The following is a 25,359-nucleotide window of genomic DNA, read 5'->3' on the forward strand; positions in this document are numbered from 1 at the left end:
TTTACTAAAAATAGCGTAGATGCGTGACTTTCAGTGCTAAATTTAGTTTATGATGTTTGTCGAGCTGGCCATTCCGCGCCCAATTACGCGGTCGTAGCGAGAATTGTTTTCCCGATAGTACGCGATGACGAAATAGTTGCTTTCGGTTTGCCAGAAGTTTCCGTCAACGGCATTTTTGGCGTCGATTCTTCCGGCTTTGTCTACGATTTCGTACTGGAAATTCGTGTAGCCTTGTTTTACCAGAATCGCTTTTTTGTACGATTTCGATTTCTCGTCATAGTCGAGTTTGAACTCTGGCGTATGCTGGAAATTGTTGAACATTCCGTTCACGTAAATGTCGTTTTTGCCGAAATAAGACGGAGCCGAAAGACTGAAATAAACCCAGACGTAGTCGGCTTCGACTCTTGGATCATCGCGGTTGACGACCATCGGGATAAAGTTTCCGTTTTGGTCTGGATAAAACGTGTAGGCTTTGTCAGCGCGGGCGTCGTTGGTGAACAGATAGGCGTTGTAAAGCGATCCGTTTGAGTCGATTTTGGCTACGTTGAAAGCAGCGGCGCGCACGTCTTTGTTTTCGAAGAACAGGAATTCGTTTCCGGCGTAAAATTGGGTTTCCTTGTCGTATTTATAGATGAGGTCGTTTGCGATCGTGTACTGCGGTTGGATGTTCGTTATGGCGTTGTCGAACCGTCCGTTTTGCATCAGCATAACCTTCACGTTCTTAAGCGGATTCTGAAAAGTGATAGAAGCAGATTTGACCGAAAAATCAAGGTTATGCATAAACGGCATTGCGTCGATGGTTCTTGCGCGTTTTATTTGCAAAGGCACCGAAACCAATTCTTCGTACAGAATAAATTTTCTTGTGAAAACTACATCGCGGTCTTCGTTGAGAATCTTGAGCATGTAATTGCCCGAGACTTTTAGTTGTGTTTGCCTGTTTGGGAAGGAAATGGTGTAATGCGAGTAAATCTGGAGTGTGTTGAACGAATTCGTGTAAGTCTGGATTCGGATGTCATCAAATCCTGACAGATATTCCTGTTTCACCAATTGTGAAGGTTTCCAGTCGTAATCGCAGTGTATGATTTGGTAATAATAATTGGCCTCGTTTCCATAAAGATCGTCGAACTGAAGCGTGAAAGTATCGTTCAACGGGAAAATCGGGGCAATGTTCATGCCCGCGCCTTGCGTAAACATGATCGATCTTATGTTATATGGTGCCTGGATTTCGGTCTCGGCTTGCTGCGCGTTCGTCATGGCGAAAATCAGCAGGAATACTGTCGCGAAAAATTTTGTCATGGTGAGAAATTGAGATTCGTAAATATAGGGAAAATCGAATCAGTTGGGTAACAACGTGGCATTGTCTCGATTTATTGGTGGAAGTCACAGACTTCATCACGCAACGTCCGGAGTTGCAAACTCCGAACCAAAAAACGCCACGACCTCCATTTAACAATTTTTACAGAAAATCTGTAAGGAGTTCTGGCGTTTGGTCCCGAACTTTGCAGACCTAACAAATCTTCGAGATTTGTTAGGTCTAGCAAAACCTCGAAAAAAGCAAATTTTCCAACAGCCAAAAACGCTTGCAAAACACAAACAGCGATCCAAGCCGAAAGTCCTAGCCCCGATAGCAGCGGCTAGCCTTTTGCCCAAAGCAAACTAGGTTTGCCCAAAAGCCGCAGCGACCGGAGGAAGCTCGCGGGTTTTGGTACAAACCTTTTGTTTTGGGTGAAAGCTACTAGCGGATAGCGGGATTCAGCTTCAAAAAAAAGCAGATTCAGCCTAAACCAAATCTGCGTTCCATTCTAGATTTCGCTGTTACAGTCCGTAGATTTCCTGTAAAGCGGTTTTGAGATCGGCGGGTCTTCTGCCCAGGAACTTCTCCAGATCGCCGGTGTTGACTTCGAAATTTCCGGCTTTTGTGTCGGCTAAAAATCCTGGAACCAACCACACGATCTCTTCCGGAGCGCCAGAATCGGCAAGGCCTTTTTTGAACGCTTCGGCGTCGATGTCGTTGTACGCGATTGTCTGTCCGGTCAATTCTGATAAGGCTTTTGCGACATCGGCAAACGAATAGAGTTCGGTATTCGTGATCGGGTAGGATTTGTTCTCGTGTCCGTCTTCGCTCAAACCGTTGGCGATCGCTTCTCCCATTTCGCGTCTCAAGGCATACGGCGCTTTCCCGTCTCCGACAGGCGCGTTTATTTCGCTGTTTTCGAAAACTTTGTCGCCTATGTACATGGGAATCACGTCCGCGTAAAGCGAATTTTGGTAGAAAGTGTAAGCCAAACCGCTTTGTTTGATGTAATCTTCGGTTTGGAAATGGCTTTCCATCAAAGGTTTGATTGCCGAATTTTCAAGGTCGTTCAAAGTTACGCTCGTGTAAGCGACAAGTTTTACGCCCGCTTTTTTGGCTGCATCGACGACGTTTTTGTGTTGCTCGAAACGGTTGTGGTCGACCGTCGAAATGATCAGCACTTTTTCGATGCCTTTTAAGGCTTTGTCAAGCGAATCCACGTCGTCAAAATTGCCTACTCGAACTTCAACTCCTTGTTTTTTGAGGTTTTCGGCTTTGGCTTCATCCCGCACGAAAGCGGCGATGTTCGCGACCGATGTTTTCTTTAAAAGTTGGTTTATGACTGCGCTTCCAAGATGTCCGGTCGCTCCTGTTACTAAAATCATTTTGTATAATGTTTAAATTAATTACTTTTGTTACGCAAAGTAACTAATGATAGTTGTAAAAAGTAACTGGTTACGTAGCGGTAACGTCAAATAAAGTGGTAACGCAATGGTAACCAATGAGGTTTTTGGGGGCGGAAATTGTCCCGTGGTAGCGACTCTGGAGAAAATCGGAGGAAGATGGAAGTCGATAATCCTGTTCCAACTCACCTACGGAACGAGGCGTTTTGGGGAAATCGCAGTAAGAATCCCGAGCATTTCCAGAAAAGTCCTGACCGAACAATTGCGGGAACTCGAAAAGGACGGATTGATTTTTCGTCAGGAATTTCGCGAAACGCCACCGAGAGTCGAATATACGCTAACTGAAATGGGCGTGAGTCTTTCGCCGATTTTCGACCAAATGGCGGTTTGGGGAAAAACGAATCTGTTCCGCGAACGCGTTACGGTTTAAAAACGACCGGAATGATTTCGCCCGGAGCGAGGCAATATTTTTCGACCGATTCCGTTGCGATTTTCTTGGTGTAATCTTCCTCGATCACAGTAAATCCGATGCTTCTCAGCTTGTCGAAATAATCGCGTCCGTAGACTCTTACATGGTCATATTGGCCAAAAATCTCGGCTCTTTTCTTTTGGTCGGTGATCGAATTGTCCTCGAAAGTCTTTTCGCGTTTCAAATCTTGCGGAATCTGGAAAATGCCCATTCCGCCAGGTTTCATCACGCGAAAAAGTTCCTGCATCGCCTTGGTGTCGTCCGGAATGTGTTCCAGGACGTGGTTGCACAAGATCAGGTCGTACTGATTGTCTGCAAACGGCAAGTTGCAGATGTCGGCCTTGACGTCGGCCAAAGGAGAAAGCAAATCCGTAGTCGTGTAATCGAGGTTTTTTTGGTTTCGGAAACGCTTGTAGAACGCTTGTTCGGGAGCGAAATGCAGCACTTTTTTGGGAGCCGTGAAAAAATCGGTTTCATTTTTCAGGTAAATCCAAAGCAACCGATGGCGTTCCAGCGAAAGCGTACTCGGGGAAAGCACATTGTCGCGCTGTTTTCCGTATCCGTAAGGCAAAAATTTCCTGAAACTTTTCCCGTCGATAGGATCGGTGAAGCGATTTCCCGTAAGCAAAGCCGCCACGACAGGACGCGCGACATAACTCAGCCGAATCAATATCGGACGCGGAATCGCATTGAGGATAAACTTGAAGATTTTTTTCATCAGGCAAAAACGAGCGCTTGTTGTCTGAATTCGTTCTCTTCGTCAGATTCGATTCCCAACGCCTTGTAAATGTAGGCGTAAGTCGACAGCAATTCCGGTTTTCCGTCGATGATAGCAACGTCGTGCTCGAAATGTGCCGATGGTTTTTTGTCGGCCGTAACGATTGTCCAACCGTCTTTCAAAGTGCGGATGTTTTTCACGCCCATGTTGATCATCGGCTCGATCGCAACCACCATTCCTTCGACGAACATCTTGCCTTTTCCGCGTTTTCCGTAGTTTGGCATTTCGGGTTCTTCGTGCATTTTCTTGCCGAGTCCGTGTCCCACAAGTTCGCGAACGACGCCATATCCGTGACCTTCGGCGTAAGCCTGGATCGCATTTGCCACGTCGCCAACTCGGTTTCCGGCCTGGAATTCACGAATCCCGATGTAAAGCGATTCTTTCGTGACCTGAAGTAATTTCTTGGTTGCCGGCGCAATTTCACCAACCTCGAAAGTATAGGCGTGGTCACCGTAATATTCGTTCATCAACGTACCGCAATCCAGCGAAATGATGTCGCCTTCCTCAAGCGGGCGGTCGTTCGGAAGTCCGTGAACGACGGCTTCGTTTACGCTTGTCAAAATCGATGACGGACATCCGTAAAGTCCCAAAAATCCTGGAACCGCGCCGTGGTCGCGAATGAATTCCTCGGCTTTTTTGTCGAGGTGCAAAGTCGTGACGCCAGGTTTGATTTCGGTGGCGAGCATTCCCAGAGTCTTTGAGACCAAAAGAGCGCTTTCTCGCATGAGTTCAATCTGTTCGCGGGATTTCTGGATGATCATAACGATTAAATTTTCGCGCAAAAATACAACTTTAAACGCAAAATAAATGTGAAGAAGCGATATGGAAATTATCCTCGGATTTTTTGCGGTCGCGGCCGAAATAGGCGTCGTCCGAGTTTGGGTCTTCGGCCTAAAAAAAGCCCTCAAATTCGGACGGCTATTGATTTTTAGGAACGCTTTTTCAGTTCGCGTAAGTGTGTTTGTACGCCTGATTCGTGAGAATTTTGAGCATGTCGGCTTCCAGGGTTTCTCGTGGCGATTCTACAATGCGGTTCAGTTCCTTGGTTTTCGGATCGCCTTTCGGACCTTTTTTTCCGCCGGGAATCGTCGTTCTGTAGAAGATAAAAGTAGGAACGTTCGTGATAGCCAATCCTGATTCGAGTTTCTCCGGCGTGGTCTTGTTCCGATCCATAAAAATCAAAGTGATGTCTTCTTTGTCAAAACCGGCTTCGTGCAAGATCTTGTAAAACTTCGGAACCTGATCTTTGCTGTCACCGCACCAAGTTCCCATAAATATCTTCACGGAAATTCCGCCTGTCAAATCGCGCAATTTGTGGATTGTCGCAGCGTCCGGTTTATAGCTTTCGTATCCCGAGGTGAACCAGTCGCGAAATGCCGCTTGGAACAAATCCTTGACATTTCCTTGCCCAATCAAATCGCCCTCTGAAGTTTTGGACAGGGCAGTTTTTTCGCCAGACGTTGTCATAGTCGTTTGTTGTGTTTTGCATCCGAAAATAAAAACCGATGCCGTTAACAAGAGGAACTTTTTCATTTGGATTCGCTGAAGCACTAATTTATGCAATTATATGGATGTCGGACAAAAATGAAAAAGCCACGAATCCCGAATTTTAGTCATTCGCGAATTCGTGGCCAACTAATTTATCGCGTTTAAAATAATGAATGACGCGTCATCGCTTCCGGTTGCGGAATTCCCAAAATGCTGAGAATAGTAGGAGCGATGTCGCCCAAAACGCCGTCGTGGATCGCAGTTCTGTCCGGATCGACCAAAATCATGGGAACCGGATTCGTGGTATGGGCCGTATTCGGGCTTCCGTCCGGATTGATCATGGTCTCGCAATTTCCGTGGTCGGCGATCACGATTGTCGAATAGCCGTTGGCCAAAGCCGCCGTGATGACTTTTTCGGCGCATTTGTCGACCGCTTCACAGGCTTTGATCGCGGCTTCCATAACGCCGGTGTGACCAACCATATCGCCATTCGCAAAATTCAGACACACGAAATCGACCTCTTTTTTCTCGAGTTCTGGAACCAACGCGTCGGCGAGTTCGAACGCACTCATTTCCGGTTGCAGATCATAAGTGGCGACTTTTGGGGAATTTCTCAAGATTCGGGATTCGCCTTCGAACGGTTCTTCGCGTCCGCCAGAGAAAAAGAACGTGACATGCGGATATTTCTCGGTTTCGGCAATCCGTATCTGTTTTTTTCCGGCTTTTGAAATCACTTCGCCCAAAGTCTCGGTCAAATTATCCTTGTCGTAAATCACGTGCACATTTTTGTAAGTGTCGTCATAATTCGTCATCGTGACATAATATAAATCGAGTTTGTGCATGTTTTCTTCGTGGAAATCCTGTTGTGACAAGGCTTCGGTGAGTTGGCGTCCGCGGTCAGTCCGGAAATTGAAAAAGACTACGACATCGCCGTCTTTAATAGTTGTGATCGGTTTTTGGTTGTTGTCCACGACTACGATCGGTTCGATAAATTCGTCCGTCGTGCCTTTTTCGTAACTGTCGTGGATCGCGTGAACGACATCTTGCGTTTGTGTTCCGATGCCGTGCACGACCAAATCGTAGGCTTTCTTGACGCGTTCCCAACGTTTGTCGCGGTCCATCGCGAAATATCGGCCAACGATAGAAGCGATTTTCGCCGATTTGTGCTCAAGGTGATGTCTCAGATCGCCCACAAAAAACGCACCTGATTTCGGGTCGACATCGCGCCCGTCAGTAAAGGCGTGAATGAACACGTTCTGCAATCCGAAAGCATCGGCCGCATCGACCAAACCTTTGACGTGATTGATGTGGGAATGCACGCCTCCATCTGAAACCAATCCCAGAAAGTGAACGTCCTTATTGTTGTCTTTTGCGTATTGGAAAGCGTCGACAAGCGGTTTTTCACTCGCGATTTTGCCTTCTTTCACGGCGATGTTTATTCTTTCAAGATCTTGGTAAACGATGCGTCCGGCGCCAAGGTTCATGTGCCCGACTTCGGAATTTCCCATCTGGCCTTCGGGAAGTCCTACGTTGAGTCCGTCGGTGCGAAGCGTGGCATGCGGATATTTCTGGGAAAGCGAATCGATGAATGGAACGTTGGCATTGTCTGGAGCCGAAACTTTCTTGTCGGGCGCAATTCCCCAACCATCCAGAATCATCAGGATAACTTTATTGTTCATGGTCTTTTTGATTTTCAACAAAGATAAAACATTTGAAAACCGCGTTGAAAGCGTGTCTGCAAATAGTTCGTTAAGATTTGCGCTTCAGGGAATTGTAGTCGATGAAGTAGCGGATACTGACAGAAAACACCGAATTGAGGTTGTTCCCGAACAGATTGTCGAGGTTACGCCCGATGCTGTTTTCGATGCTTGAGCGATAATCGGTGGCGTTGTTTCTATACAAAATTGAGATTTGGCTCGCCGGTGCAAACCACCACGAATACGTGAGGTCGAAGTTCCACAAATTGAGGTTTTCGTCATAAGGAGAAACCAAAGTCGGATCATTCGTCTGATACGCTAAAAAGCCATTGTCTTTCAACGTAAAAAGTTCGTCATATTCGGCGTAACTCCAGTAATAGCGAGCCGTGATGTTGAAAGTCATGCGGTTGTTGACCGAATATCTGCCCGAAAGTTCACCCACGACAGTCTTGCGGTCGCGTTCTCCAAAAAGGATGTTCGTGCCGTCGTTGTCGACGAATCCGCGGTCGTTGGTGTGAAAAACATAGTCGCCGGACAAAATGAGCAAAATCCTGTCGTTTATGCGATAGCGCGGACTCACGTAAAACTCGAAAATGTTGCGATCGGGCTCGTCCATGAAACTCGCATAAGGATTGATGTCGATGGCAAACTTTCGGTTGTAGTTCGTTGAGACCAATCCGCTTACTGAGGCTGCGCGCGGGTTGTACGAAAATCGTCCGTCGACTCTTGGCTGGTAAAAATCGTATGTGATCATCGGCCGCATGTTCACCGAAAAATTGAAGTAATCGTTCTTTTTCGTGTTGAAATTCGTCGAGGCAACCCAATAATAATCCTGGGTTTTTCCGGTCTGGTTCTGGAATTCCACCGATGTCGAAAGGTCGAATCGGAAACTGTTGAAATTCTTTGTCGGATTGATTATCCGGTAATTGTAATTCGCGTAAAAGTTGTAATAATTGTTGATGAAAGCGATTCCGAGGTCGTTTATGTCGTATTCCCGCGAAATGTATTTGGCCAGCAAATCGTATCGGTTTTTGCCGTGCGTTTTGATGAAATTGAGCGCGGTTTTGAAACCGTCGTAACCTTGCGGATTTTCGTGGATCGTGCTGTATTTGAAATCGCCCGCGAGTTTGTATGTATTGCCTTTTGTGTTCAGGTCCCAAACCAAAGCAGAGACGTTGGCGTCGCGAAAATCGCCGTTTCTGGTTGTGTTCGCGTTTACGAGCGAAACCGAGGAATTTCCGCCGAAGCGCTGATCGAGAACGAGCAAATTGTAGTTCGTCAAAGGTTCAACGACGACATCTCGTCTTTCGCCTGTAAGCGTATTTTGAACTGTTGCGGTCGTTTTTTCGGTGACGGCATTGAGAAATCCGATTCCGAGTCCGCTTTTTGTCCTTCCCGAAACCTTCACGGCATTGATCAGGTCGACGGCATTCGGATATTCCACCACTTCTTCGTTTGCAGCCGTTACCGGATAAGTCGATGGCGCGCCGCCGATCCGCCTTGAGTACAAAAGCGATCCTTTGCTGAACAAGTCTGTGCCTTCGGTAAAAAACGGTCGGTTTTCGTTGAATTGCTGCTCGAAAGGCGTGAGGTTGAGAACGACGTTGTCGAATCGTGTCTGACCGAAATCAGGCACCAAAATCGCATCCAAAGTAAAAGAATCGTTGATTCCGTACTTAATGTCGAGTCCGGCTTTTACCGTATTGTTCGATTTGTGATCCGTGTAATCGTAATAATAGGAAGCGTACGGAATGAAAAACAGGCGTGTCGGCGGTTTGATGTTTTCGATGCCTTCGAGAATTCCGGCTTGCGGAATGACGGCCCCGATTTTAGTATCGATGTGATTCCAGCTGTATTTTTGTCTGTAACGGCGCAATTCGCGGTAGAAATTTAATCCCCAGGTTTGTTTGGATTCGTTGGAAAAACGCAAAGCTGCATAAGGAATCCGCATTTCGACAACCCAACCGAAATCTGTCATTTCAACAGATGAGCTCCATATCGCATTCCACGAGAAATCTTCGTTGTTTTCTGTGGCCAAAGCGTCCATCTGAACGCCAGCCGCACTTACGAAGAAGCGAAAATCCTGTTGTCCGTCATTGAATCCGTTTATGAAAACGCCAAAGTGTTCAGACGTTCCGAAGTCGTCGCGCTCGGTGATTTCCTTGAGCATTTTGGACGGTTCGTCGTCATACATGATTGCTCCGATGTAAATCGCCTGATTGTCATACAGGACTTTGACCTCGGTTTTTTTCTTCTGATCTATCGCTTTGCCGTTGTCTGGCTCGAACATGATGAAGTCGGAAGCGACAGGCGCGTTTTGCCAAATAGGTTCGTCGAGTTTTCCGTTAATCGAAATGTTTTCGGTTACAGAAACAGCTTGCAAGGTTTTTTTTTGACCCACAGCCGTTTGGCACAAGAAAAATGTGGAAAACACTATGAATACTGCAAGCCGGGTCATTTATTGGGGACGTTTGGTTCAACAAATTTAATGTTTTATCCGAAATAACAATTTGTTTACAATAAAATGCAATTCAATCCGTTATAACTCCTCACTCCTGAAATTTTGGTTTAAAAACTGTCTCGGCAAAATCGAGAGCCGTTTACGAAATGCTTTTCGTCGACGAATTTTGCCGTTAATCGACAATTTTTTGCAAAAAAATTTGGTTGCTAGTTTTAAATCCCTATTTTTGGCGTCCCTGAATCTAATTTTAAAACCAACAAGTTCAATGATTTACAGAATTTTCCCCGTGCTTCTGATAGCCGCTTTTGCATTCACAGCTGCAACTCCGACCAAGACAGAAGAACCCGTGAAGAAGGTCGTTGCCGCCAGCGCAAAGTCGGCAATGGAAATGAAGATTGATAATGTGTACGGAACGCTTGATGCGGGAAAATTTTCCCTTCCGACGAAACAAAGTTTTTACAAAGCGCTAGAAGGTTTCTACAAACTGAAAGCCAGCGGAACAATCCAAAAAGACATCCTGACGGTCGTAGATTTTACGATGTCGTCTAACAGCAAACGACTTTGGGTAGTCGATTTGGCCACGAACACGATCTTGTTCAATTCGCTTTGCGCCCATGGACGCAACACCGGAGACGAATTCGCGACCAAGTTCTCGAACAAATCTGAATCGTTCATGAGCAGTTTAGGATTCTACGCTACGGGCGAAATCTACAACGGCAAACACGGTCAATCGCTAAAACTCGACGGATTGCAGGCAGGCGTAAACGATCGCGCCCGTTCCCGCGGAGTCGTGATGCACGCCGCTGACTACGTTTCGGAATCGTTCATTTCTGCACATCACCGTTTGGGTCGCAGCCAAGGCTGTCCGGCGTTGCCAGTCGAGCTTACCCACGACATCATCAATGCGATCAAAGGCAAGTCTTTGTTGTTCATCTATCATCCGTCAGGAGAAAAGAACTTCTCGAAATTATTGTCTTAAGCGCTTGAAAAGATCGGCGTCGTAATTGTAGATGTCTTCTCGGAACTCGAGTTCGCCTCGTTTGTTCATCCAAGCCGTCCAATACAATTGATGCACTCGCGTTTTTTGACGCAACTTAATATAGGTGGTTTCCTTCGTGGCGACCACCTCATTTATTTTGTCGATGTTCCATCTTACCGAATCCGCAATGAGATAAGCGGCTAAAGGAAGCGGATTTTCAACCCGAACACAACCCGAACTCAAACTGCGGTAATTCCTGCTGAAGTAATCGCGATGGTTCGTATCGTGCAGATAAACCGTAAACCGATTCCTGAAATTGAACTTCACGTTGCCAAGCGAATTGTCATCTCCGGGATCTTGCACGTAGCGATAATTGTTCGGTTTGGCCGAATTCCATTTCGATGCGGGAACGATCTGTCCTTTGGAATTGTAAATCGTTAGGCGTCGGTTCCTGAAATAATTCGTGTCTTTTGCCGCGTCCGGACCCAAATCTTCCTTGATGATCGTTGGCGGAAGCGTCCAGGTCGGATTCAGGATAATGTCTGTAAAAGCCGATGAAAGCACGGGTGTTTTGCGCTTTTCTTTTCCAACGACGATTTTTCTCGTATCGACTGTATCGTTGTTTTTGATGACTCTCAAACGATAATCGGGAATGTTCACTATCACGTATTGTTTTCCCATTTCGTGCGGAAACCAACGCCAGCGCTCGAGATTCACGATGATTTGTTGCCTTCTTTGGATTTTGGTGAAGTTCAAAGCCGTAATTCCGCGTTCGCCGACGACGCCGTCAGGAACGAGTCCGTGGCGCAATTGGAACTTTTTCATGGCATTGGCTGTTTTCTTGTCGTACCAAGCTGTCAAGCTGTCGGATTTTTCGAGATCGCCCCAAAATTGCAAGCGTTTCTTGATTCGGATTACCGTTTCGGAAGAATCGCCACGACGGATTTTCTGCGAAAAAACGATCTGCCTCAAAGTGTCCTTCCCAAAAGAATCGAGATAGGCGAGTGCTGTTTTGAGTCTTTTGTAAACGAGGTGCTGCGGTTCTATTTTGGCAATTGCTTTTTGGAGCGAATCGCCTGAGATCGCGTCTGTCAAGGTTTTGTTTACGTTAAAACTCGGTTGCGCCAAATCCCAATTTGGGTAAATGTGGTAAGGATTCAGTTTTCCGCTTGAGACGTGGATCATGAATTTACGCACCGATTGCGTCAGAAGGAAATCATAAGTCAATTTCTCGGCATCGGATAAATCCTGGTACTTTTTCTCGTACTTGCGGATCTTTTCCAAATAGTAATCTTTCGGATCTAAACCGTATGTTTCGGCAGTTTCGAGCACTGCTTCGGTCTTTTTGCGCTTTTCGGATGTTACCCAAAACGTGTGGAAATCCTGGCTTCTATAAAACGCGGTGAGTTGTTTGTCGCCCAATTTCACGACTTCGGTCGAGTCGAAAGCCACGCTTCCGGGTTCGCCCTTTTCTTTCGGACGCTCGTCTTTGGTCGCTTTCGGATCTTTGTTGCATCCGGAGACGAAAAATCCCAACACTATAAAAAGTACAAGTTTTCGCATCGGCTACATTCTTTTGAACATGACGTAATGCGTCCCGATGTCGCCAATCTGGAAAGGTTTTCCCGTGATTTTGTAGCCCATTCGCTGGTAAAATCCTACGGCGATCTCGCGTGCGTTGAACCAAATGATTTCGGCGGCTCCGCGTCTGGCTTTGTCTTCGGCGGCCTCGACCAACAACTGTCCGAATTTTCGTCCCTGAAAATCTTCCAGAACCGCCATTCCTCTCAATTGGAACTGCCGATGATCTGGAAAAGCCGGGTGTTTTGCCTGGAAAAGTGACGCGATTCCGGCGAGTTCGTCGTTTTCGAATAATCCGAAATGTGTCGTGGAATGCAAATCGTCCCCGTCAAACCGGCAAGTTTCGACAGGTTTCCCCGGACGAAGCACAGGTTGGCGCACCGCATAAGTCTCGGCCGAAGCGATTTCGCGAATTTCAGGCATGGTTGTTTGGGATTTTGATTAAAGGTATAACAAATTCGCCCGCAAGGAAATAGCGTTAACATCGATTTGTCAACCGAAAAAACTTCAAAATTTTTTGATCAAAAACTTGCACGAAAGATTTCTTATGCTGTATATTTGCACCCGCAAACAAGTTGTAAGAACGGTTTGCAAATGCGGAAGTAGCTCAGTTGGTAGAGCTCCAGCCTTCCAAGCTGGTTGTCGCGAGTTCGAGCCTCGTCTTCCGCTCTTCTTTTGAAAGCCTTGTCGATATGATGAGGCTTTTTTGTTTTTTGGGCGTTCCGGCAGCGAATTCTTTTCCAAATTAATTTCTGGACAAACGACTGCACTTTTTATGCAACTGCCAAATTTTTAAAAAGGCTGCCGTCAGGCTGTAAGCACTCGCTACGTCCCTGTCTGTCGCCCGGCCGTGAGCTTAGACAATGCTTACATCCTTAACGCGGAGGCGTAAAATCACTATTTTCAGGGATATGTTTTTTAGTCGCAATTCTCTACTTTGCGACAAATCTTCCCAAATGAAAACTGCTGTCGTTTTTCTGCTTATGTGGTTTGGTGTGTCCGCGCAGACTTTCCAGTTCGATAGGCTGACGACTTATAACGTCAGCCGTAAAGAAATCAAACAAGATAGAATCGCACTTTCCAAAGTAGGGAATTCCAGTTATTTTATGCGTCTGTACAAAGAAGGAAGCGAACTCAAAGCGGCGATCGACGAAATGGACAAACGCATTTCCCATTACTTCAATGTCAAGGAGACAAAAAACACAAAAGGGAAAAAAGAAATGAAATTCACCTATTTGAGAACCGAGAGTTACAAAAATTGGCCAATTCCCGAAAAAACGTACTTCGCGTTCGAAACTTTGGTTCAGGATAGTTCGCAATCGACAGTTAACCTGTTGCTTTACAAAAACGAGAAAAAAAAGAAACCGAAATCACGCATAGCGCTCAAATTCAATAAGGCCGAAAGTCCGCGGTTCGCGTTATACCGTTACTGTTGTTTTCATCCGAACGAGTCCGAAGTTGCGTTCGACAGCGAGATTCCGGGCATCGTGGAATCTTCGGTGAACGAAACATCGGGAATGGTTTGCAGGTTAATTTCCGACGAAATTGTAGCGCTTGAAGTAATTTTACCTGCGAATTTGAATCACGTCGAACGCCAACCGATTAAAGTTTTTACCAACTGAATACCGCTGAAATCGGGCTCGTCGAATATGCGGCAAGCAAAAATCTTTCTGGAACAAGAATTTCGAAATTGGAATACTGCAAATCAGTCGATGTAAAAGTTTCCCTGCCGGCAGTACTTAACTACAGGGTTCAAGAAATTAAAAAGCCATGAACAGTCTTTAGTTCACGAATCCCAAATCACTTCCGCTTTCTAATTCCTCGGCCTCTTTGCCCTGTCGAAAAAGGCGCGCGGTCAAATCGCCTTTAAGCGTAATTTTTTCGCCTTTCACTTCGAGCCAACTGCCTTCTCTCAAGCCCAAAACCGGAGCCGAATTGAACTTGTGGAATTCCTTTATTCGGGTTTCACGGGTTTCGCCCATGTGTTTCGATTGCAGGTCGGCGTCGAGATAATGCGGATTCAGGTTGAACGGAATCAATCCCAAGGTCTGGAAACTCGGCGGATAAACGATTGGCATGTCGTTCGTGGTTTGCATCGTCAATCCCGTGATGTTGCTTCCGGCGCTGCTTCCCAAATAAGGTGTTCCCGATTTTACCGCATCTGCGACAGCGCCAATAACTTGGTTGAAATACAATTGCGTCACGAGCAAAAACGTGTTTCCGCCGCCCGTGAAGATCGCTTCGGCATTTTTTACCGCTTCGACCGGATTCTCATATTCGTGTAAACCCGAAACTTCCATTCCGATTTTGGCGAAAGTTTCCCTGACTTTTGCGGTGTAATCATCGTGGGAAATTCCGCCCGGACGCGCGTAAGGAATGAACAACAGCGATTTCTTTCCGTCGAAAAACTTTTCCAATTCCGGCATGAGATAATCGAGATAATTGCCGCCGTGAAGCGTTGAAGTACTTGCGATGATAAGGCGTTTCATGGAATTCCGAATTTGATGCCCGAAGTTCGGAAGAAAACAGATGTGAGGCAACCTTTTTGGAGTTTTATGCGTCTAAACGATGTAAGTGAATTCACGCGCGAACTATTAACATTCCCTTGTGAGCGTTTGTAGCCCGTGTCTGATAAATTTACCGAAACACTCTCAAACGCCTAATCATGAAACGCTTCGCCCTCTTTCTAAGCCTTATTTTTTGTCTGACTTTACAAGCCCAGAAACGCAAACCGCTACCCGGAAAGGTCACGGTAAACGAAGCGCCGGCCGAAGACAACGAAGTCAAGATCACCAACTTGTCCACAGGCGAAAAGGCCGCGACGACTCCGGGCGGTTTTTATACTTTGAACGTGAGAAAAGGCGATACTTTGATGTATAAAGGCATTGAGATCGTGACGCGGAAAATGGTGATCACGGCTTTCGATCTCGACGAAGAAACACTGCTCGTGAACGTAAAACGCACAGGTGAAGCTTTGGCCGAAGTAAAAGTCGACAACAGCAAAATCACGTCTGAAGGTTTGGGAATCCCAACCGGAAAAGCCTACACGCCAGCCGACAGAAAACTGCAAAGCGCCACAACTACAAAAGCGCAACGTCCGGAAAATCAGGCATACACCGCGGTCGGAACCGATGGTGCACTTAACGCCATGAGCGGACGCACTGCACAGCTCAAGAAAGAAGCGGCTGTAGAAAAGAAGATATCGGCCAAAGAACGACTCGAATCGCGTTATGACAGAGCGTTTTACATCGACACCTTGAAAATTCCGGCTTCGCACGTCGACGGATTTCTGTATTACGCCGTAGACGACAAAAAGTTCGTGACGGCGCTCGATACAGATAACGAGGAGCAAATTCAACTGCAACTCGGGGTTTTGGCCACGCGTTACAGAAAAACGTTGACGAGTGAGAAAAAATAGTGCGCTTTCCGTGGCTTTCTTTTTGGTTTTCTGGGTCGGAATGGCTCAGACGAAAGAAGTCATCGCGAACATTAACGAATCGATTTCTATCGAACGACTCGAAATTCAAGGCCATCGATTGTTCGGTTACCGAATATTATCCGGCCGAAAACGACGCTTTTGGCAGGATTTTGGATACCGCGAACAAACAGCAAATCGAGCTCGAAATGGCCTCTCACGCTTTGAAATTCAACGAACTTGTCGCCCTTGAAACCAAATAAATACATACTCGCGCTTTTCCTTTTGGTCGGATTTTTTGTTCAGGCGCAAAAGCTCAAATTCCGCTTGACGGCGAATGGAAATGTGGCCATGAATGTCAAGGTCATCAATATTTCCAACGAAAAAACGGCTGTCAGCGACGGAAATGGCGAATTCTCGATTGAGGCAAAAGCCGATGAAATGTTGGTTTTTCCGTCAGAAAAATACGAATACAAGCGCTTTTTGGTCGATGAATCGGATTTGAAAAAAGAAGTGATCGTACTGGCTTTGGTCGAAAAACCGATCGAACTCGACGAAGTTGTGATCAACTACGATGTCAATCCCGAAGATTTGGGAATCGTTCCGAAAGGCCAAAAACAATATACGGTCGCCGAAAGACGTCTCAAACAGGCCGGAGAATTCAAGCCTGAACTGTTCGTGGGAATGGTCGCCGGACTTTCGATCCCGATCGATCCTATCATAAACGCGATCACGGGTCGCACGAAAATGCTCAAGAAAGACGTCAAGACCGAACGCAAGGAAATGCATTTCAAGAAACTGAATTCCATTTACGAACCGAACTATTACACCGAAAAACTCAAAATCGATCCCGAATTCGTCGAAGGTTTCAAATATTACGCGGTCGAGGATTCGGCTTTTATTGCCGCGATAAATTCCGGAGTTAAGGCCAAACTCGATTTTTGCCTCGTCGGATTGGCCCAAAAATACAATCAACTGCATGCGACCGAATCCAAATAAAATTGCCTTTTTCGTGTTTTTTCTCGTGTTCGGATCCGCGAATTCCCAACAGCTCAAATTCCGCACGGTTTCGACCGATTCGCTTGTTGCCGTAAACGTGAAAGTCGTGAATCTTGTTACAGAGAAAACCGCCGTGAGCAACGGTTCGGGAGAATTCTTTATGGACGTAAAAGCCGATCAGCTGCTCGTTTTTCCGGCAGAAAATTACGAGTACAAACGGTATTTGATTACCGAAGAAGACCTGAAGAAAAAAGTCGTGAAAATCGTGTTGATTCCGCGTCCGATCGAACTCGACGAGGTTACGATACTCAAAGACATGAATCCCGAAGATTTGGGTTTGGTTCCGAAGGGCCAAAAACAGTACACCGCGGCCGAGCGCAAGATTTACACGGCGACTTCCGGTCCGGTCGATGTCTTGGCAAACGCGATTTCGGGCAGGACGAAAATGCTCAAGAAACAAGCCGTCATCGAGAAAAAAGAAGCTTTTATGGAAAAATTGCAATATCAGTTTCCCGATTCGCTTTACACAACCAAACTGCGAATTCCGGCTGATTACGTGAAAGGTTTTCAGTACTATTGCGTGGAAGACAACGAAGTCAAAAAGGCGCTCAATCTCAAGAACAAAGCGGCTTTGTTACAACGCATTTTTCAACTTGCGCCTATTTACAATCAACTTATCGCCGTCGAGGAAAAAGAAGGAAAGCCTTAACTTTGCCACATGAAAAAACTCGGGATTTTTGGTTTTCTGATTGTTTTGGCGCTGGCCATTTCGTCTTTTTCGCACAAGTTTTACGTTGGGATTTATCAGATGAATTTTGCATCTGACAAGAAAATGCTGCAAATCACTTCGAGGATTTTCGTGGACGATCTCAACAATGCGCTTGGCAAAAAGTTCAAAAAAAAATTCCATTTTGGCGATAAGAATGTTCCGCCAGATGAGGTCGACGCGTTGAAAAAATACATTTCGGACAACTTCAAGATCGGAATCAACGGAAAACCGCAGGTGCTCGATTACCGCAGTTGCGAAGTGGAAGACAATGTGTTGATTTGTTATTTGCGGATTACCGATGTTTCCCAAGTCAACTCGCTCCAAATCACAAATAAAATCCTGTTCGATTTTGTAACCGAACAGCAAAATATCATACAAACGAATGTTGGCGGAAACAAGCAAAGTTTGCTGCTCACGTTCGACGAACCGTCGGGAAAACTCAATTTCTGACAGAAAAAACTTAAATTGCCGTTTTGCATCCCATGAAAAAAATCACAAGCTTACTGTTGCTTTCCGCCGTGGCGACTTTTGCCCAGGAAACGCCCAGAGTCAAAGAGCAAGGTCATACGGACGATAATAAATTCCGTCAGATGTACGATTTGCTGGCGACTCCCAACATGTATCGAACGGCAGCCGGCGCGCCCGGTCCGGCGTATTATCAGCAAAAAGCCGACTACAAGATGAATTTGGAGCTCGACGACAAGAACGCGAAATTGTTCGGAACGGAAGTCGTGACCTATCACAACAATGCGCAGGAACCGCTTGAGTATTTGTGGATGCAACTTGACCAAAATCAGGCGTCCAGAACGTCTTTGAGTCCGCTTCAGGAAAGTACGAAGGCCGATAAGGCAATCTCGGTTTCCGGTTTTTCAAGAAAATATCTCGAGGAGAAATTCGACGGTGGCTTCAAGATCGAATATGTCAAGGATTCCAAGGGAAATGGGATGAAATACACCGTGAACCAAACCATGATGCGGATCGATCTGGAAAAGCCTTTGAAGCATGGAGAAAAAATCTCGTTCTCTATAAAATGGTGGTATAACGTCAACAATTATATGAGAGACGGCGGACGTTCGGGTTACGAATTGTTCGAAAAAGACAAGAACAAACTTTATGTTCTGGCGCAATTCTACCCTAGAATGGCGGTTTACAACGACGTTGAAGGTTGGCAGAATATGCAGTTTTGGGGATCGGGCGAATTCGCGCTTCCGTTTGGGGATTTCGAGGTGAGCATTACTGTTCCGGCCGACCATTTCCTCGATGCGACGGGCGTTTTGCAGAATCGCAAGGACGTTTATTCATCCGAAGAAATGAAGCGGTACGAACTCGCGACCAAATCGTTCGACAAACCGGTAGTCATTAGAACGCAGGCCGAAGCGACTGAAATCGAGAAAGGTTTTTCGGACAAAAAGAAAACCTGGAAATTCAAGGCCGAAAGCGTTCGTGACTTTGGAATCTCGACTTCGAGAAAGTTCATTTGCGACATGATGGCCGTGAAATTTGGAGAAAGAACGGTGATGGCCGAATCGCTTTATCCGAAGGAAGGCAATCCGCTTTGGGAAGAATTTTCGACGCGTGCCGTTGCCCACACTTTGAAATCGTATTCGAAATATACGTTCGATTATCCTTATCCGAAAGCGATTTCGGTAAACGCGCAAGATCAAGGTATGGAATATCCGATGATTTGCTGGAATTTCGGTCGTCCGGACGAAGACGGAAAGTACACCGATCGTGTCAAATACGGAATGTTGGGCGTAATCATTCACGAGGTCGGACACAACTTTTTCCCGATGATCGTGAATTCCGACGAACGCCAATGGACGTGGATGGACGAAGGCTTGAACACGTTCATGGAGTATCTGGCCGAAACTTCTTTCGATCCGAATTTCCCGTCGAGCCGCGGTCCGGCCAAGAAAATCGTGCCTTACATGAGCGGCGCGCAGTCAGGACTTGAGCCGATCATGACCAATTCCGAAAGTATCAAACAATTCGGGAACAATGCCTATGGCAAGCCGGCGACGGCCTTGAACATTTTGAGAGAGACGATTTTGGGACACGATTTGTTCGACTACGCTTTCAAAACTTACGCGAACCGCTGGAAATTCAAGCATCCGACACCGGAAGATTTTTTTCGTACGATGGAAGACGCGTCGGGAACTGATCTCGATTGGTTTTGGAGAGGTTGGTTCTATTCGACAGATTACACCGACATCGGAATCAAGGAAGTCAAACAGTTTTACGTGTCGGGCGAGAAACCTAAAGATTTCGACAAACCCGAAGTCGACCGCAGAAATCGCAGAAATATGGCCGGACCGCTCGTTTATATGGTGACCGAAGGCGATCCGAACTACAAGCCGTCGCTCAAGAAAGCGTTCGATCCGAAGGAAGTCCAACCGCTTAACGAATATCTCGAGGCGAATTTTTCGGCTGAACAAAGAGCGCAACTCGACAGTCCGAAATACTTCTACGAAATCACGTTCAACAAGCCCGGAGGTTTGGTCATGCCGATAATCGCACAGCTGAATTACGAAGACGGAACATCGGATACTTATACTTTTCCGCCTCAAATCTGGAGAAAAAACGATTTGGAAGCCGTGAGAGTTTTTGCGACAAAGAAACCTGTGACGAAAATTCAGCTCGATCCGAAAGAAGAAACGGCCGATGTCGATCTTACCAACAATGTCTGGCCAAAAGAAGTGGCAAAATCGAAATTCGACTGACGGAAAATTTTGTTAATCAAAACCGCAAAGGCGCTCAACTTCGTACCTTTGTAAAATACTAAAATCTTTACCATGTTCGGAATAGGCGGAGGCGAGTTGATTTTCATCATTTTCATTGTTTTGATGTTGTTCGGATCGGACAAAATACCTGAAATGGCGCGCGCGCTGGGCAAGGGAATGCGTCAGTTGAAAGATGCGACCAACGACATCAAGAGTGAAATCCAGAAAGGTGCCGAAGCCAACGGACTCGACAAGTCCCTTTTTGACGTAAAAAGCAGCATCACGTCTGAAATCGATAAGGCAAAAGAAGGTTTGATGAGCAATTCGGAAGATTTGGAAAAGACGCGACAGGAAATCGAGGACATTACTTCGGGTCCGATTAAACGTCAGGGAAGATGATCGAAAAACTGATCGAACTCGACCGCGATTTATTCGTTTGGCTAAACAGTCTTGGTTCTGATACTTACGACGGATTTTGGCTTGCAATCACGAAATTTTGGAGTTGGATCCCGATTTTTGCCATTATTTTCTATTTGGTCTTCAAAAGATTGGGTTGGCGACATGCGTTGCTGATTTTGGGATGCATCGCGCTTCTCATCACGATTACAGATCAAACAACAAACCATATTTTCAAGAATGTTTTCCAGCGTTTGCGCCCCGGAAACAATCCTGAAATCGCCGATTTGATCCGCGCTGTACAAAAGCGAAGTTCGTTCAGTTTTATCTCCGGACACGCTTCGAACTCAATGGCAGTGGCGTTTTTCTGCTATCGCGTTCTGCATCCTTACATTAAATACATGGGATTCTTTTTCCTTTGGCCGCTCATTTTCGCCTACAGCAGAATTTACCTCGGATTGCACTATCCCGGCGACATTCTCGCGGGTTACACTTGGGGAATTTTGATGGGCTTTCTTATGACATATTTGTACGCTTATCTGAGAAACCGATTTTTCCCCGAGCAAAAAGAAAACCTAGATCAACCGACTAACAGTGAGCCCGTCGCGGATGGGCAATAGCACCGTTTCCACTCTGGGATCTTCGTTTATCATTTTGTTGTAATCGAGTAGCGCGATCGTGCTTTTGTCGTTCGGTTTTATTTCCCCGAGTACTTTTCCGCTCCACAAAACATTGTCCGATAGGATGATGCCGCCTTGGTTCATCATTGGTACGATTGCTTCGAAATAATTGGCATAATTGGGTTTGTCGGCATCGATGAATACCAAATCGTACTTTTTTCCAAGGTTCGGAATGATTTCCAAGGCATTTCCAAGGTGTTGAAAAATCTGGTCTTTCCATGACGACTTGTCGAAATACTTGCGTTGGAAACCGAACAGTTCTTCGTTGTTGTCAATCGTGTCGATCGTTCCGTTTTTCTTCAGGCCTTCAGCCAGACAAAGCGTCGCATAACCCGTAAACGTTCCGATTTCGAGAATGTTTTCGGGCGAAATTATCTTCGACAACATACTCAAAACCCGTCCTTGCAAATGACCCGACAGCATTCGCGGCTGCAGGATTTTTTGGTGCGTTTCGCGGTTGAGTTCGGCCAGAAGTTGCGGCTCAGGTTGCGAATGTCGTTCGGTATAATTTTCTAGTTCTTCGGAAATGAAATGCATTACGGTTTGGTATTTTGGAACAATTTTATGAGGAATTCGATTTTGAGGTTGTCGTCTATCGCGCCGTAACAGACAATATTGTAAACATAATTCCCGCGCGTCCCGAATAACCCAATCTGGTTGCCATCAGGATGGCGCGCGCTCCTGATTTTGTAGAGTTGGTACGATTCGTTGTCGGTAGCGAGCAAATCGACTTCCCATGCTTTTTTGATTTTTTTGATCCTGTTCGTAGAATAAAGCTTCATTGCTTCGGCTTCGGTCGCCGCTGATTTGTACTTTTTCGACTTGGTGTCGATGTAAAAGCCAATCTCGTTGTAAGGATTTTTGAGGTAAACGGATGTTGCGAGATCGCGTTTGTCGCGTTCCCAATTTCCGGGAATTTTCACGGTGTCGATTCCTTTAACCGAATAATACAACAAGGTAAAATTGTTCTTTTCGTCGTATCCTACTTTTTGCACTTGAGAAAATGCTGACACGAAAATGAAAAGTGCGATTAGAGTTATTCTGGTTGGCATGGCGCTTTTTTCCAAAAATACGAATGTTTTTTTGGCGTTGGTTTTGAAAAGTCGTATTTGGTTTGGCGATCGCTGATTTGGTTCGGCAGATTTGTACTGGCGATAATTGTCCGGCTGATTTTTTTGGGATTTTCCGTCTCGGAAATTCTCTTGAAACTTTTAACAAAAAGTACAGAAAATCTGTAATGGATTTTGATTTTTTGAGCCGAACTTTGAAGACCTAACAGACTTGCAAGTCTGTTAGGTCTTTTAAACGCCTTTTTTGATGTGGAAATGATGAGGCGGGACTTCTTACAATTTCCACCATGCAATTACCCAAAAAACCTCCCAAATCGGCGAAAGCGCCAAATCGGAAGCGAAAAATCCGGCGCTCGAAATCCCAAAATCCATGAACACTTGAACTCTTGAACATTAAGCGTATCTTTGCGCCGTGGAAATCGAAAAAAAAGACATCAGAGCCTTAACTAAGGAGAAGCTACGCGATTTTTTCGTAGCCAACGGAGACAAAGCGTTTCGCGGAAATCAGGTGTACGAATGGTTGTGGAGCAAAGGCGCGCATACGTTCGAAGACATGACCAATATCTCCAAAGACACGCGTGCGATGCTCGAGACAAATTTTGTGATCAACCACATCAAGGTCGACAAAATGCAGAAAAGCGAAGATGGAACAGTCAAAAACGCCGTCCGACTTCACGATGGTCTGCTCGTCGAGTCGGTTTTGATTCCGACCGAAACCAGAACGACGGCTTGCGTTTCCAGTCAAGTTGGTTGTTCGCTCGACTGCAATTTCTGTGCGACCGCGCAACTCAAGCGCATGAGGAATCTGAATCCGGACGAGATTTACGATCAGGTGGCGGCAATCGACAAAGAAAGCCGACTTTACCACAACCGTCCGCTTTCGAACATCGTCTTCATGGGAATGGGCGAGCCTTTGATGAATTATCCGAACGTGATGAAGGCGATCGAGAAGATTACGTCCGAAGAAGGTTTGGGAATGTCGCCGAAGCGCATTACGTTGTCCACATCAGGCATTCCGAAAATGATCAAAAAACTCGCCGACGACGAGGTGAAGTTCAAGTTGGCCGTGTCATTACATTCGGCGGTGGAAGAAATCCGCAACAAAATCATGCCTTTTACAAACAATTTTCCACTTACGGATTTACGGGAGTCGCTGGAATATTGGTATGCCAAAACGAAAAGCCGGATTACCTACGAATACGTGGTTTGGAAAGGTATAAACGACGACAGGAAGTCGATCGAGGCACTCGTGAAATTCTGCAAATATGTGCCTTGCAAAGTCAATCTCATCGAGTACAACTCGATTGGTGACGGAGAATTTCAGCAAGCGTCCGAAGAAGCTACGAATGCTTATATTTCAGCGCTTGAGCGAAATGACATCGTGGTAAAAGTGCGCAGAAGTCGTGGAAAAGATATAGACGCGGCTTGCGGACAACTCGCGAACAAGGAAGGCGAATAAGCGTCAATTTTTCGTTTGATCACCTGTTTTCACAACGTCATTTTTCTTATAGGCGGCGATGATTACGCCTTTTGCCGTCACGATACTTTCCGTCAATTCGAAAGCCGATGGAACCGCGCTGTCCGAGAACAGTTTTTTCCCGTTTCCAAGAAGTATCGGATGGATTTTGAGTCGGATCTCGTCGACCAGATCGTGTTCGAGCAGCAATTGTACGAGTTCGCTGCTTCCCCAAACCTGGATGTCGTTTCCATCAGATTTTTTGATCCTTTCAATTTCGGATACATTTTCGACGAATTCCGAATGTTGCCAGTTGGATGCATTTCTCGATTTGGATAACACATATTTGGTTCCCGAATTGATCCCGGGCCAAAAATCGCCGTGTTCGGGCCAATAGTTTTCCCAGATTTCAAAAGTTTTTCTTCCAAGAAGATAGTCGTGCGGTCGCGACAATTCTTTTTGGACGGCAGCATCATAGGTTTCGTCACTGAACGGCGCGGTCCAGCCTCCGAATTTGAAGTCGTGAGATGTGTCTTCTTGCGGTCCGCCGGGCGCTTGCATTACACCGTCTAGGGAAATCATTGACAGGACAGTTATTTTTCTCATGGCTTTTTTTGTGAAGTTCGGGAAATTTTTGGTTTGGATTGAGTGGATGTGAGAATTTGGGTTGGTTTTGGCGCGGAGTTTTTAACTCCGCGCAGCGCGTGACCGAGTCTGTGACTCGGAAAAAAAACTCAGGGACTCGTCGCTCAGGCACAAAAAAAAACGCCCGGTTTCCCGAAGCGTTCTTATAATTGAATCGACTTTCCTAATTGAGCAAAACCGTCGCTTCTGAGTTTCCGTTCACAGTGAGCGTCGCGAAATAATCGCAGGTTCCGTCTCCATAGTCCAAAATGGCAGTGTTGTTTGCAACCGAAAATGTCAGCGTTCCCGCGCCTACATAAGGACAAGTCGTGTACCAAACCAAAGGCATATCAATAGAAGTCGTCCAAGTGCCGTTAGGACCGACTGTTTGCCACGAACCTGTTACCTGATAAACGTTGTCGAGCCAGTTCAAAGGCGTGTCATAACCCTGAATCAATTCGCGCGTGCGGCTTCCGGTTCGGTGATATGCATTTCCGTTCGGATACGTTACCGTCAAATCGAGATCGATGTTTGCGACCGTGTGCGCTTCGGGTTGAGCCGTTGTGCTTTGCCACGAAAACATCACGTGTCGGTTGCCTTCGACTTTTCTGTCGTTGTAGAAAAAGTCGTTGAAAGTGTAATTGACTTCGTGAGACGTTGTTGTAAAATCGGTGTTGCCACTTACGATGATTTGTCCGGTGGCAAGTGCGCCGCTCGGCAATTGGCATCCGGTTTGGCCAAAATCGATCACGCTCGTCCAGATTTCGTTTGCGACAGTTGTCGTGACTGTGGCGCAAGTCGGGAGAAAAGCCTGACTTGGCAGCGGTCTTCCGGCGGCGGCAAGTTGGTTTTGATATTCTTCTTCGGCTATGATCGAAACGTCGTCGGTGAGGCGATCGATTTCGTTGCTCGTTCTGGCGTTTCTCGCCGTAAAAGCTTCATCTTCATCCTTCGTGCAACTCGCAAATCCGATAGAAAGAAGCGCGATAGTCGCTAATAGTTTGATTTTCATAGATTTTTGGTTTTTCGGTTTAAGGTAATGACTTCGGAATCGCGATTTGGTTTAACTTTTCCTTGAAA

26 protein-coding genes and 1 tRNA gene are annotated in these 25,359 nt (G+C 46.1%); 13 read left to right on the forward strand and 14 right to left on the reverse strand.

Annotated features, from left to right (window positions below; translation table 11 throughout):
- Window positions 1–42 precede the first annotated feature (42 nt).
- Complete coding sequence (locus EOO49_RS10040; protein WP_290845228.1) at window positions 43–1,296, reverse strand: DUF5103 domain-containing protein; 1,254 nt, start codon at window positions 1,294–1,296, stop codon at window positions 43–45.
- A gap of 519 nt (window positions 1,297–1,815) precedes the next feature.
- Entirely contained in the window at window positions 1,816–2,679 is an 864-nt protein-coding gene (locus EOO49_RS10045) for an SDR family oxidoreductase (RefSeq protein ID WP_290845230.1), read from the reverse strand.
- Window positions 2,680–2,785: 106 nt separating this feature from the next.
- Between EOO49_RS10045 and EOO49_RS10050 the strand changes: the two genes are divergently transcribed.
- On the forward strand, window positions 2,786–3,127 hold the full coding sequence (locus tag EOO49_RS10050; protein WP_290845232.1) for a helix-turn-helix domain-containing protein: 342 nt from the start codon (window positions 2,786–2,788) through the stop codon (window positions 3,125–3,127).
- Here the strand turns inward: EOO49_RS10050 and EOO49_RS10055 are convergent.
- From EOO49_RS10055 to EOO49_RS10075, 5 genes are all read right to left on the reverse strand, one after another.
- The gene (locus EOO49_RS10055) at window positions 3,117–3,884 is read right to left on the reverse strand and encodes a class I SAM-dependent methyltransferase (protein WP_290845234.1); all 768 of its coding nucleotides are present in this window, start codon (window positions 3,882–3,884) and stop codon (window positions 3,117–3,119) included. The two genes, EOO49_RS10050 and EOO49_RS10055, sit on opposite strands and share 11 nt — an antisense overlap.
- Entirely contained in the window at window positions 3,884–4,705 is an 822-nt protein-coding gene (gene map / locus EOO49_RS10060) for a type I methionyl aminopeptidase (protein ID WP_290845236.1), read from the reverse strand. The genes EOO49_RS10055 and map overlap by 1 nt, the downstream gene beginning before the upstream one ends.
- Window positions 4,706–4,886: 181 nt before the next feature.
- Entirely contained in the window at window positions 4,887–5,477 is a 591-nt protein-coding gene (locus EOO49_RS10065; protein ID WP_290845238.1) for a thioredoxin family protein, read from the reverse strand.
- A gap of 116 nt (window positions 5,478–5,593) precedes the next feature.
- Window positions 5,594–7,111 (reverse strand): 2,3-bisphosphoglycerate-independent phosphoglycerate mutase, encoded by a 1,518-nt coding sequence (gene gpmI / locus EOO49_RS10070; protein WP_290845240.1) that lies wholly within the window; start codon window positions 7,109–7,111, stop codon window positions 5,594–5,596.
- Window positions 7,112–7,181: 70 nt separating this feature from the next.
- The gene (locus tag EOO49_RS10075) at window positions 7,182–9,530 is read right to left on the reverse strand and encodes a DUF5916 domain-containing protein (RefSeq protein ID WP_366927238.1); all 2,349 of its coding nucleotides are present in this window, start codon (window positions 9,528–9,530) and stop codon (window positions 7,182–7,184) included.
- Window positions 9,531–9,855: 325 nt separating this feature from the next.
- Between EOO49_RS10075 and EOO49_RS10080 the strand changes: the two genes are divergently transcribed.
- Window positions 9,856–10,569: a murein L,D-transpeptidase catalytic domain family protein gene (locus EOO49_RS10080; protein WP_290845244.1), complete on the forward strand. Its 714-nt coding sequence runs from the start codon at window positions 9,856–9,858 to the stop codon at window positions 10,567–10,569.
- Here the strand turns inward: EOO49_RS10080 and EOO49_RS10085 are convergent.
- Window positions 10,558–12,132 (reverse strand): L,D-transpeptidase family protein, encoded by a 1,575-nt coding sequence (locus EOO49_RS10085; RefSeq protein ID WP_290845246.1) that lies wholly within the window; start codon window positions 12,130–12,132, stop codon window positions 10,558–10,560. The genes EOO49_RS10080 and EOO49_RS10085 overlap by 12 nt on opposite strands.
- Before the next feature lie 3 nt (window positions 12,133–12,135).
- Entirely contained in the window at window positions 12,136–12,573 is a 438-nt protein-coding gene (locus EOO49_RS10090) for a GNAT family N-acetyltransferase (RefSeq protein WP_290845248.1), read from the reverse strand.
- 173 nt (window positions 12,574–12,746) lie between these two features.
- Here EOO49_RS10090 and EOO49_RS10095 point away from each other — a divergent pair.
- Together EOO49_RS10095 and EOO49_RS10100 are read left to right on the forward strand one after the other, a co-directional pair.
- Window positions 12,747–12,819 (forward strand) — tRNA-Gly (locus EOO49_RS10095).
- A gap of 287 nt (window positions 12,820–13,106) precedes the next feature.
- Window positions 13,107–13,772, forward strand: a complete 666-nt coding sequence (locus tag EOO49_RS10100) for a hypothetical protein (protein ID WP_290845250.1) — start codon at window positions 13,107–13,109, stop codon at window positions 13,770–13,772.
- A gap of 159 nt (window positions 13,773–13,931) precedes the next feature.
- Here the strand turns inward: EOO49_RS10100 and pepE are convergent, their stop codons facing one another.
- The gene (pepE, locus tag EOO49_RS10105) at window positions 13,932–14,639 is read right to left on the reverse strand and encodes a dipeptidase PepE (protein ID WP_290845252.1); all 708 of its coding nucleotides are present in this window, start codon (window positions 14,637–14,639) and stop codon (window positions 13,932–13,934) included.
- Between the two features lie 176 nt (window positions 14,640–14,815).
- On the opposite strand from pepE, the gene EOO49_RS10110 reads away from it, so the two are divergent.
- The 8 genes from EOO49_RS10110 (at window position 14,816) to EOO49_RS10145 (ending at window position 21,069) form a co-directional block, all read left to right on the forward strand.
- Window positions 14,816–15,568 carry a hypothetical protein gene (locus tag EOO49_RS10110; RefSeq protein WP_290845254.1) on the forward strand — a complete coding sequence of 251 codons (753 nt, stop codon included), beginning with the start codon at window positions 14,816–14,818 and terminating at the stop codon, window positions 15,566–15,568.
- Complete coding sequence (locus EOO49_RS10115; RefSeq protein WP_290845256.1) at window positions 15,568–15,828, forward strand: hypothetical protein; 261 nt, start codon at window positions 15,568–15,570, stop codon at window positions 15,826–15,828. Before EOO49_RS10110 ends, EOO49_RS10115 begins: the two co-directional genes overlap by 1 nt.
- A complete protein-coding gene (locus tag EOO49_RS10120) occupies window positions 15,815–16,564 on the forward strand; it encodes a hypothetical protein (protein WP_290845258.1) in 750 nt (249 codons plus the stop codon). The genes EOO49_RS10115 and EOO49_RS10120 overlap by 14 nt, the downstream gene beginning before the upstream one ends.
- The gene (locus EOO49_RS10125) at window positions 16,545–17,273 is read left to right on the forward strand and encodes a hypothetical protein (protein ID WP_290845260.1); all 729 of its coding nucleotides are present in this window, start codon (window positions 16,545–16,547) and stop codon (window positions 17,271–17,273) included. Before EOO49_RS10120 ends, EOO49_RS10125 begins: the two co-directional genes overlap by 20 nt.
- Window positions 17,274–17,282: 9 nt before the next feature.
- Complete coding sequence (locus tag EOO49_RS10130) at window positions 17,283–17,783, forward strand: DUF6702 family protein (protein WP_290845263.1); 501 nt, start codon at window positions 17,283–17,285, stop codon at window positions 17,781–17,783.
- A 32-nt stretch (window positions 17,784–17,815) separates the two neighbouring features.
- Window positions 17,816–20,053, forward strand: coding sequence for a M1 family metallopeptidase (locus EOO49_RS10135; RefSeq protein WP_290845265.1), 2,238 nt, complete (start codon window positions 17,816–17,818; stop codon window positions 20,051–20,053).
- 72 nt (window positions 20,054–20,125) lie between these two features.
- On the forward strand, window positions 20,126–20,452 hold the full coding sequence (locus EOO49_RS10140) for a twin-arginine translocase TatA/TatE family subunit (protein ID WP_290845270.1): 327 nt from the start codon (window positions 20,126–20,128) through the stop codon (window positions 20,450–20,452).
- On the forward strand, window positions 20,449–21,069 hold the full coding sequence (locus EOO49_RS10145) for a phosphatase PAP2 family protein (RefSeq protein WP_290845272.1): 621 nt from the start codon (window positions 20,449–20,451) through the stop codon (window positions 21,067–21,069). Before EOO49_RS10140 ends, EOO49_RS10145 begins: the two co-directional genes overlap by 4 nt.
- Here EOO49_RS10145 and EOO49_RS10150 read toward each other — a convergent pair.
- Entirely contained in the window at window positions 21,025–21,666 is a 642-nt protein-coding gene (locus tag EOO49_RS10150; protein ID WP_290845274.1) for an O-methyltransferase, read from the reverse strand. The genes EOO49_RS10145 and EOO49_RS10150 overlap by 45 nt on opposite strands.
- Window positions 21,666–22,181 (reverse strand): hypothetical protein, encoded by a 516-nt coding sequence (locus tag EOO49_RS10155; protein ID WP_290845276.1) that lies wholly within the window; start codon window positions 22,179–22,181, stop codon window positions 21,666–21,668. The genes EOO49_RS10150 and EOO49_RS10155 overlap by 1 nt, the downstream gene beginning before the upstream one ends.
- 430 nt (window positions 22,182–22,611) lie before the next feature.
- Between EOO49_RS10155 and rlmN the strand changes: the two genes are divergently transcribed.
- The gene (gene rlmN / locus EOO49_RS10160) at window positions 22,612–23,658 is read left to right on the forward strand and encodes a 23S rRNA (adenine(2503)-C(2))-methyltransferase RlmN (RefSeq protein ID WP_290845278.1); all 1,047 of its coding nucleotides are present in this window, start codon (window positions 22,612–22,614) and stop codon (window positions 23,656–23,658) included.
- Window positions 23,659–23,661: 3 nt separating this feature from the next.
- On the opposite strand, the gene EOO49_RS10165 is transcribed toward rlmN, so the two are convergent.
- Together EOO49_RS10165 and EOO49_RS10170 are read right to left on the reverse strand one after the other, a co-directional pair.
- Complete coding sequence (locus EOO49_RS10165; protein ID WP_290845280.1) at window positions 23,662–24,261, reverse strand: dihydrofolate reductase family protein; 600 nt, start codon at window positions 24,259–24,261, stop codon at window positions 23,662–23,664.
- A 202-nt stretch (window positions 24,262–24,463) separates the two neighbouring features.
- On the reverse strand, window positions 24,464–25,291 hold the full coding sequence (locus tag EOO49_RS10170; RefSeq protein WP_290845282.1) for a hypothetical protein: 828 nt from the start codon (window positions 25,289–25,291) through the stop codon (window positions 24,464–24,466).
- Between the last annotated feature and the right edge of the window lie 68 nt (window positions 25,292–25,359).

The organism is Flavobacterium sp., assembly GCF_004295795.1.
Classification (GTDB): Bacteria; Bacteroidota; Bacteroidia; order Flavobacteriales; family Flavobacteriaceae; genus Flavobacterium.

Bases quoted from the DNA above. Each gene is read 5' to 3' on its own strand.
- EOO49_RS10040 (WP_290845228.1), bottom strand. From the start codon at position 1,296: ATGACAAAATTTTTCGCGACAGTATTCCTGCTGATTTTCGCCATGACG.
- EOO49_RS10045 (WP_290845230.1), bottom strand. From the start codon at position 2,679: ATGATTTTAGTAACAGGAGCGACCGGACATCTTGGAAGCGCAGTCATA.
- EOO49_RS10050 (WP_290845232.1), top strand. From the start codon at position 2,786: ATGGTAACCAATGAGGTTTTTGGGGGCGGAAATTGTCCCGTGGTAGCG.
- EOO49_RS10055 (WP_290845234.1), bottom strand. From the start codon at position 3,884: ATGAAAAAAATCTTCAAGTTTATCCTCAATGCGATTCCGCGTCCGATA.
- map (WP_290845236.1), bottom strand. From the start codon at position 4,705: ATGATCATCCAGAAATCCCGCGAACAGATTGAACTCATGCGAGAAAGC.
- EOO49_RS10065 (WP_290845238.1), bottom strand. From the start codon at position 5,477: ATGAAAAAGTTCCTCTTGTTAACGGCATCGGTTTTTATTTTCGGATGC.
- gpmI (WP_290845240.1), bottom strand. From the start codon at position 7,111: ATGAACAATAAAGTTATCCTGATGATTCTGGATGGTTGGGGAATTGCG.
- EOO49_RS10080 (WP_290845244.1), top strand. From the start codon at position 9,856: ATGATTTACAGAATTTTCCCCGTGCTTCTGATAGCCGCTTTTGCATTC.
- EOO49_RS10085 (WP_290845246.1), bottom strand. From the start codon at position 12,132: ATGCGAAAACTTGTACTTTTTATAGTGTTGGGATTTTTCGTCTCCGGA.
- EOO49_RS10090 (WP_290845248.1), bottom strand. From the start codon at position 12,573: ATGCCTGAAATTCGCGAAATCGCTTCGGCCGAGACTTATGCGGTGCGC.
- EOO49_RS10100 (WP_290845250.1), top strand. From the start codon at position 13,107: ATGAAAACTGCTGTCGTTTTTCTGCTTATGTGGTTTGGTGTGTCCGCG.
- pepE (WP_290845252.1), bottom strand. From the start codon at position 14,639: ATGAAACGCCTTATCATCGCAAGTACTTCAACGCTTCACGGCGGCAAT.
- EOO49_RS10110 (WP_290845254.1), top strand. From the start codon at position 14,816: ATGAAACGCTTCGCCCTCTTTCTAAGCCTTATTTTTTGTCTGACTTTA.
- EOO49_RS10125 (WP_290845260.1), top strand. From the start codon at position 16,545: ATGCGACCGAATCCAAATAAAATTGCCTTTTTCGTGTTTTTTCTCGTG.
- EOO49_RS10130 (WP_290845263.1), top strand. From the start codon at position 17,283: ATGAAAAAACTCGGGATTTTTGGTTTTCTGATTGTTTTGGCGCTGGCC.
- EOO49_RS10135 (WP_290845265.1), top strand. From the start codon at position 17,816: ATGAAAAAAATCACAAGCTTACTGTTGCTTTCCGCCGTGGCGACTTTT.
- EOO49_RS10140 (WP_290845270.1), top strand. From the start codon at position 20,126: ATGTTCGGAATAGGCGGAGGCGAGTTGATTTTCATCATTTTCATTGTT.
- EOO49_RS10145 (WP_290845272.1), top strand. From the start codon at position 20,449: ATGATCGAAAAACTGATCGAACTCGACCGCGATTTATTCGTTTGGCTA.
- EOO49_RS10150 (WP_290845274.1), bottom strand. From the start codon at position 21,666: ATGCATTTCATTTCCGAAGAACTAGAAAATTATACCGAACGACATTCG.
- EOO49_RS10155 (WP_290845276.1), bottom strand. From the start codon at position 22,181: ATGCCAACCAGAATAACTCTAATCGCACTTTTCATTTTCGTGTCAGCA.
- EOO49_RS10165 (WP_290845280.1), bottom strand. From the start codon at position 24,261: ATGAGAAAAATAACTGTCCTGTCAATGATTTCCCTAGACGGTGTAATG.
- EOO49_RS10170 (WP_290845282.1), bottom strand. From the start codon at position 25,291: ATGAAAATCAAACTATTAGCGACTATCGCGCTTCTTTCTATCGGATTT.